General features: G+C 62.0%; 12 protein-coding genes. 4 read left to right on the top strand and 8 right to left on the bottom strand.

Annotated elements, in window-relative coordinates:
* Positions 1 to 7 precede the first annotated feature (7 nt).
* From KP701_RS07365 to tkt, 8 genes are all read right to left on the bottom strand, one after another.
* Positions 8 to 535 carry a YaiI/YqxD family protein gene (locus KP701_RS07365; protein WP_215746554.1) on the bottom strand — a complete coding sequence of 176 codons (528 nt, stop codon included), beginning with the start codon at positions 533 to 535 and terminating at the stop codon, positions 8 to 10.
* Between the two features lie 3 nt (positions 536 to 538).
* Positions 539 to 1,075 carry a gluconokinase gene (locus KP701_RS07360; RefSeq protein ID WP_215746553.1) on the bottom strand — a complete coding sequence of 179 codons (537 nt, stop codon included), beginning with the start codon at positions 1,073 to 1,075 and terminating at the stop codon, positions 539 to 541.
* Positions 1,076 to 1,077: 2 nt separating this feature from the next.
* Positions 1,078 to 1,773, bottom strand: coding sequence for a ribose-5-phosphate isomerase RpiA (gene rpiA, locus KP701_RS07355; protein ID WP_215746552.1), 696 nt, complete (start codon positions 1,771 to 1,773; stop codon positions 1,078 to 1,080).
* A complete protein-coding gene (pgl, locus tag KP701_RS07350) occupies positions 1,770 to 2,510 on the bottom strand; it encodes a 6-phosphogluconolactonase (protein WP_215746551.1) in 741 nt (246 codons plus the stop codon). Before pgl ends, rpiA begins: the two co-directional genes overlap by 4 nt.
* Positions 2,507 to 3,367, bottom strand: coding sequence for a Cof-type HAD-IIB family hydrolase (locus tag KP701_RS07345; RefSeq protein WP_215746550.1), 861 nt, complete (start codon positions 3,365 to 3,367; stop codon positions 2,507 to 2,509). The genes pgl and KP701_RS07345 overlap by 4 nt, the downstream gene beginning before the upstream one ends.
* 108 nt (positions 3,368 to 3,475) lie before the next feature.
* Complete coding sequence (gene gnd / locus KP701_RS07340) at positions 3,476 to 4,474, bottom strand: phosphogluconate dehydrogenase (NAD(+)-dependent, decarboxylating) (RefSeq protein ID WP_215746549.1); 999 nt, start codon at positions 4,472 to 4,474, stop codon at positions 3,476 to 3,478.
* 3 nt (positions 4,475 to 4,477) lie between these two features.
* Positions 4,478 to 7,351, bottom strand: a complete 2,874-nt coding sequence (locus KP701_RS07335; protein WP_215746548.1) for a bifunctional transaldolase/phosoglucose isomerase — start codon at positions 7,349 to 7,351, stop codon at positions 4,478 to 4,480.
* A gap of 12 nt (positions 7,352 to 7,363) precedes the next feature.
* Positions 7,364 to 9,421 carry a transketolase gene (gene tkt / locus KP701_RS07330; RefSeq protein ID WP_215746547.1) on the bottom strand — a complete coding sequence of 686 codons (2,058 nt, stop codon included), beginning with the start codon at positions 9,419 to 9,421 and terminating at the stop codon, positions 7,364 to 7,366.
* A 137-nt stretch (positions 9,422 to 9,558) separates the two neighbouring features.
* Here tkt and KP701_RS07325 point away from each other — a divergent pair, with 137 nt between their 5' ends.
* The 4 genes from KP701_RS07325 (at position 9,559) to KP701_RS07310 (ending at position 12,593) form a co-directional block, all read left to right on the top strand.
* Positions 9,559 to 10,563 carry an MBL fold metallo-hydrolase gene (locus tag KP701_RS07325; RefSeq protein WP_215746572.1) on the top strand — a complete coding sequence of 335 codons (1,005 nt, stop codon included), beginning with the start codon at positions 9,559 to 9,561 and terminating at the stop codon, positions 10,561 to 10,563.
* A gap of 51 nt (positions 10,564 to 10,614) precedes the next feature.
* On the top strand, positions 10,615 to 11,115 hold the full coding sequence (locus KP701_RS07320; protein WP_062501341.1) for an ankyrin repeat domain-containing protein: 501 nt from the start codon (positions 10,615 to 10,617) through the stop codon (positions 11,113 to 11,115).
* Positions 11,112 to 12,179, top strand: coding sequence for a histidinol-phosphate transaminase (gene hisC / locus KP701_RS07315; protein ID WP_215746546.1), 1,068 nt, complete (start codon positions 11,112 to 11,114; stop codon positions 12,177 to 12,179). The genes KP701_RS07320 and hisC overlap by 4 nt, the downstream gene beginning before the upstream one ends.
* Before the next feature lie 138 nt (positions 12,180 to 12,317).
* The gene (locus KP701_RS07310) at positions 12,318 to 12,593 is read left to right on the top strand and encodes a hypothetical protein (RefSeq protein ID WP_215746545.1); all 276 of its coding nucleotides are present in this window, start codon (positions 12,318 to 12,320) and stop codon (positions 12,591 to 12,593) included.
* The last annotated feature ends 11 nt before the right edge of the window (positions 12,594 to 12,604 follow it).

The following is a 12,604-nucleotide window of genomic DNA, read 5'->3' as shown; positions in this document are numbered from 1 at the left end:
CCCAGAATCAGGGAACATCTCCGGGGAAGGGCCTGTGGATTGTTTCTGAAGAACTGGGGACCGATCGCGCCAGGGCAGCTTTCCTGCGGAGTCGCACGATGAGTGTATCCAGTGCGGATAAAAACCGGCTTCGGTCGGCTTTCCCGAAGGACGGATTATAGGTTGTGACCGCCCCCGTCTCGCGCAGCCCCTGCATCAGGTCCCGCATGGCCGAGACCATCCCCACGGAGCGCTCGTCGATTTCCTCACCGTTGGGACGCAGAACAGAAGCCTGTTTCGCCAGACAGCGCACCGCGAGCGGAATATCGCTGGTGATGACGATATCCACAGGCGTCACCTGTTCCGCAATCCAGTCATCGGCCACGTCCGGCCCTTCCGGGACCACGACGCGCTCAATAAGCGGAGACTGTGGAATGTTCATCCAGCTATTGGCGACAATAATTGTTTTCAGGCTGTAACGTGCTCCGACACGGTAAATCTCATCCTTGACCGGGCACGCATCCGCATCCACCAGAAGCCGGGTGGTTTCGGCCATGAATCAGTCCTCCGCCTGAAAATGACGGATCAGTTCCTCCAGCACCACATCGGGGTGCTTCTCGCCCGAAACCCGGATCACCGGCTCGTCGTCGCCAGGCACTTCAAGTGTCGCAAGCTGGCTGGGCAGCAGGCTCGCCGGCATGAAATGCCCTTCCCGGCGCTGCAACCGGTCAGCGAGTTCCCCGGCAGATGTATCGATATGCACAAACTCAATCGGCAGGTCCTCACCGCGAAGCTGCTCACGATAGGAACGCTTGAGCGCGGAACAGGTCAGGACGGCACCATGCCCGGCCTCCACCTGCTTGCGCAGCCACTCATGACAGAGCGCAAGCCAGGGCGCCCGGTCCGCATCGGTCAGCGGCTGGCCAGTGCTCATCTTCTCGACATTGGCTGGTGGGTGCAGGGCATCGCCTTCCTGAAAATTCCAGCCCAGACGCGTGGCCAGTCCGCTTGCAACCGTCGTCTTGCCTGTCCCCGACACCCCCATGACCACGAGAAAATGCGGTTTCAGACCCAGCTGTGTTTCATTTTCCGTCATTTTCATGCCTCCCAGTGCTCCACACCATCCGGCGTCGCCACAAGGACTTCAGACGCCATGTTGAGAAACATGCCGTGCTCCACGACACCCACAATCCGGTCCATTTTCTCAGCCAGTTCCTCGGGCGTCTCGATCGGCCCGAAATGACAGTCCAGAATCATGTTACCCGTATCGGTCACAAACAGCGATCCGGCCCGGTCCGTCCTCGGCTTCACGCCGCGCGCGCCGCAGGCCGCCAGACGTTCCGCCGTACATTCCCAGCCGAAGGAAATGACTTCCACCGGCACCGGCGCGCGTTCGCCCAGCAGGTCCACAGGCTTGGTGCCGTCTACGATCACCACGAACCGCTTAGCCGCCTGCGCCACGATCTTCTCCCGCAGCAACGCCCCGCCCAGTCCCTTGATGAGGTTGAGCGAACCACGCTGGACCTCATCCGCACCATCAATGGCGATATCAATCCGGCGATGCGCACTGAAATCCGTCAGCGGAATCCCGGCCTTGAGCGCCTTGTCCTCGCTGTCATCCGAGGTTGGGATGCCAAAAATCTCCAGCCCCTCCGCAACGCGCTCGCCCAGACGCTCGATCATGTACGCCGCCGTACTGCCGGTGCCGAGCCCCACGACCATACCGCTCTTGACCATGTCGGCAGCCTCACGAGCAGCCGTACGCTTGTGAACATTCATGTCCGTGCCGCTCATGCGCCCTCTCCCACCGCAGCGCGGTCTGCAAGAATGATGATCCGTCCTTCGCTTGTCACCCGTGCAGACGGGATGGAACTGTCGCCCTCGGCCAGACGCTCCAGCATCTCGACCTTGGAGGCCCCCGTTACGAGGAACACGACCAGTGCGCTGGACTGGATGGCGGGATAGGTCAGCGTGATGCGCTCGTAAGGTGCTGTGGACGGTGCAGCCGTTCCGACCCAGGCCACCCGCTCTTTCAGAACCGACTGTCCCGGAAACAGCGAGGCCGTATGGCCATCGGTGCCCAGCCCCAGCATGACCAGATCGAACAGCGGGCGCTTCGGATCAAGCGTCGTTGCGCCATAGGCGGTCTGAAGGGTCTTTTCGTAGGTTTTCGCGTCCTCTTCCACCGTGCCAGCGGTCGGGATAGCGTGGATGTTCTGCGCCGGCACCGGAACACGGGACAGCAGGACGGACTGGCCGACCGTATGATTGCTGTCGGCATGGCCTTCCGGGACGTGGCGCTCGTCGCCGTAGAAAATCTCGACACGCTCCCACGGGATCTGCTTCGCCCGCGACGGCGTGGCGAGGATCTCGAACAGGCGTTTCGGCGTGGAACCGCCGGACAGTGCGACGCGGAAAGGGCCATCCGTCTTGGCCAGAATCCCTTCAATGAGAAGATCCGCCATCCGCAAGGCAACGGCTTCAGAATCAGGAAGGGTTTCCAGCGTGGCGGCTCGGATGTCGATGGTCATGGATTGGGAACTCTCGGCAGGATGTAGCGCTCAACGGCCTTGGCCCAGCCATCGCGCTCGTTGGTGTCTGTGAGAACCTGCGCGGCGGCTTTCACATCGTCTTCGGCCTGTCCCATCGCAATGCCCAGTCCCGCCACCGAAAACATCGGCAGATCGTTATGGGCATCGCCAAGACAGGCGACCTCATGCGGCGCAATACCGTGGGCAAGCGCCAGTTCGCGAACAGCCTCGCCCTTGTTGGCCAGGGCAGGCGTCACGTCGAGAAGAATATCGGAAGAACGGCGCACGCTCGCATCGCCCTGAAGCATGGCGCCAAGCTCGGTCTCAACGTCCTGAAGCAGGCTGGTATCGCTGCTCACGCCCATGACCTTGCCGATCCCCTCGAATTCATTGCGAAGATCGGGAACCTGATGCGGCGTCAGGCCCGTGATACCCTGTTCGTGTTGCACGAAGGGCGTATAGGCGTCCTTCACCATCCAGTAGGACTGCCGCAGGAACCAGGTCTCGATCCCGTGCAGATGCAGCATGTCATGGACGATCGACAGCACATCGGGGGACAGAACGCGGCTGACAGACGTGGTCCCGTCGGGCCTGAAGATGATGCCGCCATTGAAGCCGGCATTCTGCCCGGTCAGACCGAGCTGCTCAATATAGGGAACCATGGCAGCAGGCGGTCGCGCACTGGCCAGACAGAGTGGAATTCCCCGCTCCTGCAGCACCCTGACCATGGCCAGCGTCGAAGGCGCGATGGTCTTGTCTGGCGTCAGGAGGGTTCCATCCATGTCGGACACGACCATCCGGATAGTCTGTGGCAGCGGCGGCAGAGCCGCATGGATGGCGTCGAGGTCAACGGACATAAGAGCCCCTGTAAAAACCCCCGTCAGAGTGTCTTTGCGGGGGCTGGCTGGTCAGCAATGGTAAAACCATACCCTGCCAGCCAGTCCTTGCCCATGATGGGCGCAGGCTTATTTCTTTTCGACGTGTCCGCCGAAACCGAAACGCTGTGCCGAGAGAATTTTCTCGGCAAAATTATTACCCGACCGCGAACGGAAGCGCGTGAACAGCGCGGCCGTCATGACCGGGGCCGGCACGTCTTCCTCAATGGCGGCTTCGATCGTCCAGCGACCTTCTCCGGAATCCGCGACTTCGCCGGAGAATTCGTTGAGCGTCTCCGAACGGGTCAGGGCCTCGGCCGTCAGATCGAGCAGCCAGGACGACACGACACTGCCGCGACGCCAGACTTCCGCGATGTCACCCATGTTGAGCTCGAACCGGTCCTTTTCCGCAAGAACCGGGGAATTCTTGCTCTTCATGATGTCGAAGCCTTCAGCAAAGGCCTGCATCATGCCGTATTCGATGCCGTTATGGACCATCTTCACGAAGTGGCCCGAACCGGCGGGACCACAATGCAGATAGCCCTGTTCAGCGCGCGGATCATGACCCTCGCCATCACGGCCAGGCGTACGCGGTACGTCCCCGATACCCGGCGCCAGCGCGCTGAGGATCGGATCAATGTATTCGGCGGTCTCTTTCGTGCCGCCGAACATCATGCAGTACCCCCGTTCCAGCCCCCAGACACCGCCTGAAGTCCCGACATCGACGTAGGAAATCCCCTTTTCGGCCAGTTCAGCCGAACGGCGGACATCGTCCTTGTAGTAGGTGTTGCCACCATCGATGATGATATCGCCGCGCCCCAGAAGGCCACCGAGCTGCTGAACGCAGTCCTCAGTAATGGGACCTGCTGGCAGCATGACCCACACCACACGGTGTTCGTCACCTTCAAGAAGCTTCGCCATGTCGGCCAGCGTATCGGCTGGCGTTGCGCGCCCGGCTTCACACCGTCCGACGACCGAGGTGGTGACTTCCGGCGTACGGTCATGCACGACAACATCATGCCCATGCCGGGTCAGACGGACAGCGATGTTGCCGCCCATCCGTCCCAGTCCGATGATTCCGATCCGCATGACTTATGCTCCTGCCAGTGCTTTGTGAATCGCCGTTTCCAGAGCCTTCAGCCCCTCCTCCAGCGGTCCATCGATATGAACGCGGAGGGCACGACGACCACGGGCCGCGAGCACCTCGAAATCGCCTCGCGCCTGTGCCGCTTTCACGACACTGAAGCTGAAGCCATGGCCCGGAACCGGCACATCCGCCGCATCCGTCGCCGTAACCTGCAGGAACACGCCACTGTCCGGGCCACCCTTGTAGGCCTGGCCCGTCGAGTGCAGGAACCGGGGGCCAAATTCGGCGGCTGTCGCCACCTTCAGAGCATCCCGAAGCTCCATGCGAACGGACTGGGCCCAGTCCCGTGTCTGCTGGTCGCGCCTGATATAGGCGAGCAGCCCGACGTAGTCACCCGGCTTTACGCGATCAAAGAGCGCCTTGAGGATGGAGACCGCATCGCCTTTGTTTCCAGAGGCTTCCGTGTTCCTCGCATCCGCATAGAAGGACAGCGGACCATCCTTGGCGAATGGCGTTTCCGGCGGCAGCGAACCCGTTTCGGCATAGGCCGAGGTCAGCTTGCGCGTCTCGAGCTTGCTGAACTCCACATCCGGCTGATCGAACGGGTCGATGCCGAGAACCGCACCCGCCACGGCTGTGGCAAACTCGAACAGGAAGAACGCCTGCCCGATCTGGGCCTTGTCCGCCAGACGGATGGTAACCACCGGCGCACCGGCGGCGCGCAGGGCGCCAAGACGGCTGTCAGGAACATCATCGCCAAGCAGCAGATCCACGAAGACGCGGTCCGTTCCATAGACATCCGGCGTTCCAAGCTCTTCCTCATCGATGGGGATGAGGCCAAGGCCCTTCTTGCCCGTGCTCTCGGCGATCAGCTGTTCCAGCCAGGCCCCAAGCGAGGCAATGCCTTCTGACGCGAGGATTGTAACCTTGTCACGGTTAAAGCAATGCGCGGCATGTCCCAGGATCAGACCCAGAACCGCACCCGGATTGGACGACGGCGGAGCGCTTCCATCACAGGATTCCACCATCAGGCGCGTCACCGTCAGCAGCTTGCGGACGTCAATGCCGCTCGCCGCAGCCGGGACGAGCCCGAAGTTGGACAGAACCGAATAGCGGCCGCCAATTTTCGGATCGCCGTAAAACACACGCCAGAAGCCGTTTTCCTCGGCCACTTTCTGCATGTGCGAACCCGGATCGGTGATGGCGATGAAGCTGTCACCCGGCTTCTTGCCCAGAGCCTGCCCCGCAACCTGCCAGAAATGCGCGAACAGGATGTTCGGCTCCAGCGTACCGCCGGACTTGCTGGCCACGATGAACAGCGTGTTCTTCGGATCGATGGCCTTCTCGAACGCCGTGACCTGCTGCGGGTCCGTGCTGTCGAGCACATGCAGCTTCGGCCAGCCTTCGCGCTGCCCGAACGTCTCGGCCAGAACCTCAGGGCCGAGGCTTGAACCGCCCATGCCCAGCAGCAGGATATCCTTGAAGCCGCGACTGCGGACATCGCGGGCCAGGACTTCCAGCTCCTCGATATGCCACAGGCGGTCCTGCACGACCGTCAGCCAGTTCAGCCAGCCGGCTTCCGGACCATTCGTCCAGACGGACGGGTCCTTCTTCCAGATGCGGCGCAGACCGCCGCTGTGGCTCCAGTCCTTTTCGGCCGCGGCGACGTCATCGCGCAGATCGGGCGGCAGATCCGCGCTGACCCGCAGAAGACGATCGCCCAGCACGGCCTCGCGCTTGGTGGCCACAGCCGTCAGCAGCGTATCAAACGAGACGCTGAACGCCGCGCAGCCATCCTTGACCAGCTTGGCCGTGATCGCATCCAGACCCAGTCCCAGACGCTCGGCCTCTGCCATGACGTGCCGCGCCTCATCAACGTTCTCCGTCAGGCTCGCACGGGACTTGCCGTGATCGCGATAGGCGTCGAATGTTGCGGGCGGGATGGTATTGACCGTCTCGGGACCGATCAGCTCTTCGACATACAGGACGTCGGAATAGGCCTTGTCCTTGGTGCCGGTGCTGGCCCACAGCAGACGCTGCGGGTTGGCGCCCTTCTCGGCCAGCGCCTTCCAGCGCGGGCTGTTACGGACTTCCAGGTAGTACTGATACGCCATCTTGGCATTGGCGATCGCGACCTTGCCGCGGATGGCCTTCAGCGCTTCGGCTTCCGGATCACCCGCTGCAACGCGACGGTCGATTTCCGCGTCGATCTTGCCGTCGATACGGCTGACGAAGAACGAAGCCACGCTGGAGATGCGCGAAATTTCTTCACCACGGGCCACACGGGCTTCAAGACCGGAAATATAGGCTTCCAGAACGGCCTTGTACGCATCCAGCGAAAACAGCAGCGTCACATTGACATTGATACCGTCCGCAATGGCTTCGCGGATCGCACCCGTACCTTCTGCCGTACCCGGGATCTTGATCATCAGGTTCGGACGCCCGACCGCCTTCCACAGACGGCGCGCTTCCGTGATGGTCCCGTGCGCATCGAAGGCCAGATAGGGCGAGACCTCAAGGCTGACATAGCCGTCCAGCCCCTTGGTCTTTTCGAACACCGGATCCAGCACCGCACAGGCCGAGCGGATATCGTCGATGGCGAGATGCTCGTACAGCTCGCCGGGAGAAAGGCCCTCGCCTTCGAGCAGCTTGCGGATCTGCGGATCGTATTCCGTACCGTGCCCGATGGCCTTCTCGAAGATGGCCGGATTGGAGGTCACGCCCCGCAGGCCGTCCTCCTCTACCAGCTTGCTGAGGCTGCCATCCTCCGTGAAGCTGCGCTGGATGAAGTCCAGCCACGGAGACTGACCGTATTTTTCAAGGTCGCGCAGCACGCTGCCGACTTCGTTCAGACCGGTATTGGAGATTGTGTCTGCCACAGGATTTCTCCCTTACTTGCCGCGCAGGGCCTGACGCTTCGCTGCGTCATAGACCGCCTCGGGCGTGAAACCGAATTTCGTAAGCAGTGCCGAGGCCGGAGCCGACGCACCGAACGTGTTCATGGCAATGATCGCGCCACCCAGACCGACATAGCGATCCCAGCCGAAGGCCGCAGCCTGCTCGACCGCAACGCGACCGATCACGTCAGGCGGCAGGACGGAATCGCGGTATTCCTCGCTCTGCTCTTCGAACAGATCGAAGCTCGGCATGGAGACGACGCGGGCCTTGATGCCCTCTTCCGTGAGCTTCTCATAAGCCCCCACCACGAGGCTGACTTCCGAACCCGAAGCAATCAGGATCACGTCCGGTTTGCCCTCACAGCTCGCCAGCACATAGCCACCCTTCGCCAGACCGGCAGCGGACGCATATTTCGTGCGGTCGATCGTCGGCAGGTTCTGACGGCTCAGTGCGAGCACGGCCGGCTTGTGCGTCATCGGGATCAGCGTGCGCCAGGCTTCAGCCACTTCGTTGGCGTCGGACGGACGGATCGTCATGATGCCCGGCGTTGCACGAAGCTGGGCAAGCTGCTCGATCGGCTGATGCGTCGGACCGTCTTCACCCACGCCGATGGAGTCATGCGTAAAGATGTACAGAACCGGCAGTTCCATAATGGCCGACAGACGGATCGGCGCCTTCATGTAGTCGGAGAAGATCAGGAAGCCCGAGCCGTAAGCGCGGATGCCCGACAGCGCGATGCCGTTGCAGATGGAGCCCATCGCATGTTCGCGCACACCGAAATGCAGGTTCCGGCCGCCATAGCTGCCGTTCCATTTTTCCGGCTGGAAGGAGCCACCGCCCTTGATGTCCGTCTTGGTGGACGGCGTCAGGTCAGCGGAGCCGCCGATCATCCAGGGCAGGTTCTTCGCAACCGCGTTCAGCACCTGACCCGAGCTTGCGCGTGAAGCAATGCCCTTAGCATCGGCGTCGAAGGTCGGGATGTCCTTGTCCCAGCCTTCCGGCAGACGATGCTCGAGGATGCAGTCGATTTCAGCCGCCAGTTCCGGATGCGCCTCGCGATAGGCCGAGAACAGCTCGCGCCATTCCGCATGAGCTTCCGCGCCACGCTTGCCAAGACCTTCGGCAAAGTGCTCCTTCACGCCATCCGGCACATAGAAATCCGGAGCGTCTTCCGGCCAGCCATAGGCCTGCTTCGCCCCCTTGATCTCGTCCGCACCCAGCGGCTCACCATGCGCGGAGGCCGTGCCGGCCTTCTTGGGCGCACCATAGCCGATGACCGTCTTGAGGACGATCATGCTCGGACGATCCGTTACCGCACGCGCCGCCTTCAGCGCAGCAAGAATGGCATCGACGTCATTGCCGTCCGTCAGCGTCTGCACGTGCCAGCCATAAGCCTCGAAGCGCTTGCCGACATTCTCGGTGAAAGCCAGATCCGTCGAACCCTCGATGGAAATCTGGTTTGAATCATAGATCCAGGTCAGATTGCCCAGTGCCAGATGACCAGCGGTGGAAGCGGCTTCGGAGGCCACGCCTTCCATCATATCGCCATCACCACAGAACACCGTCACGTGGTAGTCGAACAGCTTGAAGCCCGGACGGTCATAACGCGCGGACATCCATTTCTGCGCGATGGCCATCCCCACAGAATTGCCGCAGCCCTGCCCGAGCGGACCGGTCGTGGTCTCGACACCAGCGGTAAAGCGGTATTCCGGATGGCCTGGCGTCTTGGAGTTCAGCTGGCGGAACTGCGACAGGTCCTCGACGGTAAGTGACGGGGCATCGACGACCTTGCCGTCCTGGATATCCTTCACACCCGTCAGGAACAGGGTGGAGTACAGCAGCATCGAGGCATGGCCGACCGAGAGGACGAAGCGGTCGCGCGCCGGCCAGCACGGATCGGCCGGATCGTATTTCAGGTCATGCTGCCACACCGCGTACATTGCGGGGGCAAGGGCCATGGCCGTGCCGGGATGGCCGGAATTGGCGCGTTCGACACCTTCCATCGAAAGGGTACGGATCGTATTGATGGCGAGTTGGGGAAGCGTACTCATCGGAATGGGGTCTCCGGCTTGTGACTGACGGGAAGAAACGCAACGATATCTCCCGCACATTCTGCTGCCACGGCATGACGCGAAGTCGCGCCGGACGCAATGGCTGATTGGTAAACCATATTGTGAAACACGCTCTTGTGCTTAATGACAACCTGCCACATTTCGACGGGCGCCATTACCGAAACCCAGAAGCCTGGCGTCCTGACGAGACACGCACGGCCCGCACAACGTCCCAGCGGATCGGGAATATCTTCCGCTGGCAGATGGGGCTGCGCCCCCGCTGGCCGGATGCCCTTCCGCCACAGAAATCCTGGCCCCAGGTCACGCCCGCTCCGGGAGAATGCTGCGTCACGTTCATCGGTCATGCGACCGTTCTGCTCCAGTTTGGCCGCACAGGACGCGCGCCTCTGCGGATCATCACTGATCCGGTGTTCTCCGAACGCTGCTCCCCCTTCCGCAGTTTCGGCCCCCGTCGCGTCCGTCCGCCCGGCATCCCCCTCGACGCCCTGCCCCGCATCGACATCATCCTCGTCTCGCATTGCCATTACGATCACCTGGACCTGCCGAGCCTGCGCGCCCTGGCCGAACGTGATGATCCGCTCTGCCTGTCGCTGCCCGGCAATCGCCGCCATCTGGAAAAGGCCGATCTGCCGCGCATTGCGGAGCTGGACTGGTGGGAGAGCACGACCGATGACGGCGCCCGCATCACGGCCACCCCGGCCCTGCATGGAAGCGCCCGCACGCCGTTCGATTCCAACCGTGCGCTCTGGGGCGGGTTCACGATCGAAGCGGATGGCCACACGGTATTTTTCGCGGGAGATACGGCCTGGGGCAAGCATTTCGACGCGATTCACCGCCGCTGGCCGGACATCAATCTCGCCATCCTGCCCATCGGCGCCTACGACCCGCGCGACCTGATGCGCCGCGTTCACATGTCTCCCGAAGAAGCCCTCATGGCCTTTGATACACTCAGGGCAAAACAGGGGCTGCCCATCCATTTCGGGACCTTCCAGCTCACCGACGAGGCCATTCTGGAGCCCCCCACCCGTCTGGAATTCGCCAGCCGCCCTGGCAGCCGCCCTTTCGCGGCGCTGGAGAACGGTGAGAGCCTCACCCTTCCGCCAGCTGACACAAAAAGCTAACCTCTCCTCCGACAACACCCCGCGAGGGGACACCGCCATGTGGAAACCGTCATGAACGCCCAGAACGTCACTTTCACGTCAGACCAGATCACCGCCCTGTTCATTGACGCGGCCCGTGAAGGCGATACCGACCTCCTGACCCAGTTTCTGGATGCCGGCATGGCCATCGATACGCCCGACAGCCGCGGCTACACCGCGCTGATCGTCGCCACCTATAACGGCCACGCCGACGCCACGCGCCTGCTGCTGGATCGTGGCGCCGATACGGAAGCCACCGATCTCAAGGGCGCCACGGCCCTCTCCGGTGTGGCCTTCAAGGGCCTGACCAACATCGCAACACTTCTGCTCGATCACGGTGCACAGGTGGATCATGCCAATCATGCCGGTCGCACGCCGCTGATGTTTTCCATCATGTTCAACCGTGAAGACATGGCCAGAAAGCTTCTGGCGGCCGGAGCAAACCCGGACCTGAAGGACGCGGACGGCGTCTCCGCCCGTGACCTCGCCGAGCGTCAGCTCATGACCAGCCTGTTCACCGGAACGCCCGCATGAGCCGTTTCTGGAACCGCCGTGTCCGTGACCTGCACCCCTATGTTCCGGGCGAACAGCCCAAGGTCGCGGACCTGCTGAAACTCAACACGAACGAGTCTCCATACGGTCCGAGCCCGAAAGTGCTGACAGCCATCCGGAACGCCGCATCCGATGACCTGCGCCTGTATCCAGACCCCACGGCGACAGTTCTTCGCAACACCATTGCGGCCTGCTTCGGCACAACGTCGGACCGCGTCTTCGTCGGCAACGGCTCGGACGAAGTGCTGGCCCATGCCTTCCGCGCCCTGTTCCACGATGACGCACCGGTCCTGTTTTCGGATGTGACCTACGGCTTCTATCCGGTCTATTGTGGACTGTTCGAACAGCCATTCCGCCACATCCCGCTCAATGACAATTTTGCGATCGACATCGACGCCTATACGGGTGATTGCGGCGGCATCATCGTCGCCAATCCCAATGCGAACACGGGCATCGCCCTGCCGCTGGAGCAGATCGAAACGCTCCTGAAGCGTCATCCGGACCACACCGTCATCATCGACGAGGCCTATGTCGATTTCGGGGCACAATCCGCCATTGAACTGACACACCGGTATGACAATCTTCTGGTGGTCCAGACGCTGTCCAAGTCCTATGCTCTGGCAGGACTGCGTGTGGGTTTTGCGATCGGCTCCCCAGAGCTGATCGAAGGTCTCATCCGGGTCAAGGACAGCTTCAATTCCTATCCCCTCTCCCGCCCGGCACAGGCCGGGGCCATCGCCGCGATCCAGGATACCGACTGGCTTGCGGACATCACGGCGCGCGTTATCGCCAGTCGTGACAGGCTGGTCCCGGAGCTTGAAAATCTTGGCTTCCAAGTCCTGCCATCCTGTGCCAACTTTGTTCTCGTGCACCACACGGAGCACAGGGCCGGAGACATCGCCGCCGCACTGCGCGAACGGGCGATTCTGGTCCGGCATCTCTCAACCCCGCGCATCCAGGACTGGCTGCGCATCTCGATCGGAACGGACGAGGCCTGCATACGCCTGACAGACGCTTTGCGGGACATCCTCTCTCCCCGATCCTGAATTAACCGGACGGTAATACTCCGTCCCCCATAATCATGAGCCAGACAGGGCCAGCCGGGCACGCTTTCGCGTGTTCCATCCCGCCATCCTCCGGATGAGCGGGAGGCCTGTGAATGCTTCATGCGGAAAGACGAACACATGCGTGCATTTCAGGGACAGATGTCCGACAACCAGCCTATTCGCCGCAATCAGGCCGAAAAGGAAAAACAGCTCCGGGACCTCAAGGAGACGATCGCGTCCATGAAGTCCCACACCTCTCCGACACTGAAGGAGAGCATCCAGCGCCGCATCCGCGAACTGGAGGTCGAACTACGCACCATCGCACGCGAAAAGGCGGCCAAGGCCGCCAATCCGAACGCCCAGTCCGACCGCCAGCGCCGCCCGCCGCGTCGCAACACGATCCGTTCCATGTAATGGCGGCTGAA

The sequence above is a fragment of the Gluconobacter sp. P1C6_b genome (assembly GCF_018811945.1).
Lineage (GTDB): Bacteria > Pseudomonadota > Alphaproteobacteria > Acetobacterales > Acetobacteraceae > Gluconobacter.
The sequence above is the reverse complement of the archived record's forward strand: the minus strand, read 5'-3'. Positions and strand labels throughout refer to the sequence as shown.

Bases quoted from the DNA above. Each gene is read 5' to 3' on its own strand.
- KP701_RS07365 (WP_215746554.1), bottom strand. From the start codon at position 535: ATGGCCGAAACCACCCGGCTTCTGGTGGATGCGGATGCGTGCCCGGTC.
- KP701_RS07360 (WP_215746553.1), bottom strand. From the start codon at position 1,075: ATGACGGAAAATGAAACACAGCTGGGTCTGAAACCGCATTTTCTCGTG.
- rpiA (WP_215746552.1), bottom strand. From the start codon at position 1,773: ATGAGCGGCACGGACATGAATGTTCACAAGCGTACGGCTGCTCGTGAG.
- pgl (WP_215746551.1), bottom strand. From the start codon at position 2,510: ATGACCATCGACATCCGAGCCGCCACGCTGGAAACCCTTCCTGATTCT.
- KP701_RS07345 (WP_215746550.1), bottom strand. From the start codon at position 3,367: ATGTCCGTTGACCTCGACGCCATCCATGCGGCTCTGCCGCCGCTGCCA.
- gnd (WP_215746549.1), bottom strand. From the start codon at position 4,474: ATGCGGATCGGAATCATCGGACTGGGACGGATGGGCGGCAACATCGCT.
- tkt (WP_215746547.1), bottom strand. From the start codon at position 9,421: ATGAGTACGCTTCCCCAACTCGCCATCAATACGATCCGTACCCTTTCG.
- KP701_RS07320 (WP_062501341.1), top strand. From the start codon at position 10,615: ATGAACGCCCAGAACGTCACTTTCACGTCAGACCAGATCACCGCCCTG.
- hisC (WP_215746546.1), top strand. From the start codon at position 11,112: ATGAGCCGTTTCTGGAACCGCCGTGTCCGTGACCTGCACCCCTATGTT.
- KP701_RS07310 (WP_215746545.1), top strand. From the start codon at position 12,318: ATGCGTGCATTTCAGGGACAGATGTCCGACAACCAGCCTATTCGCCGC.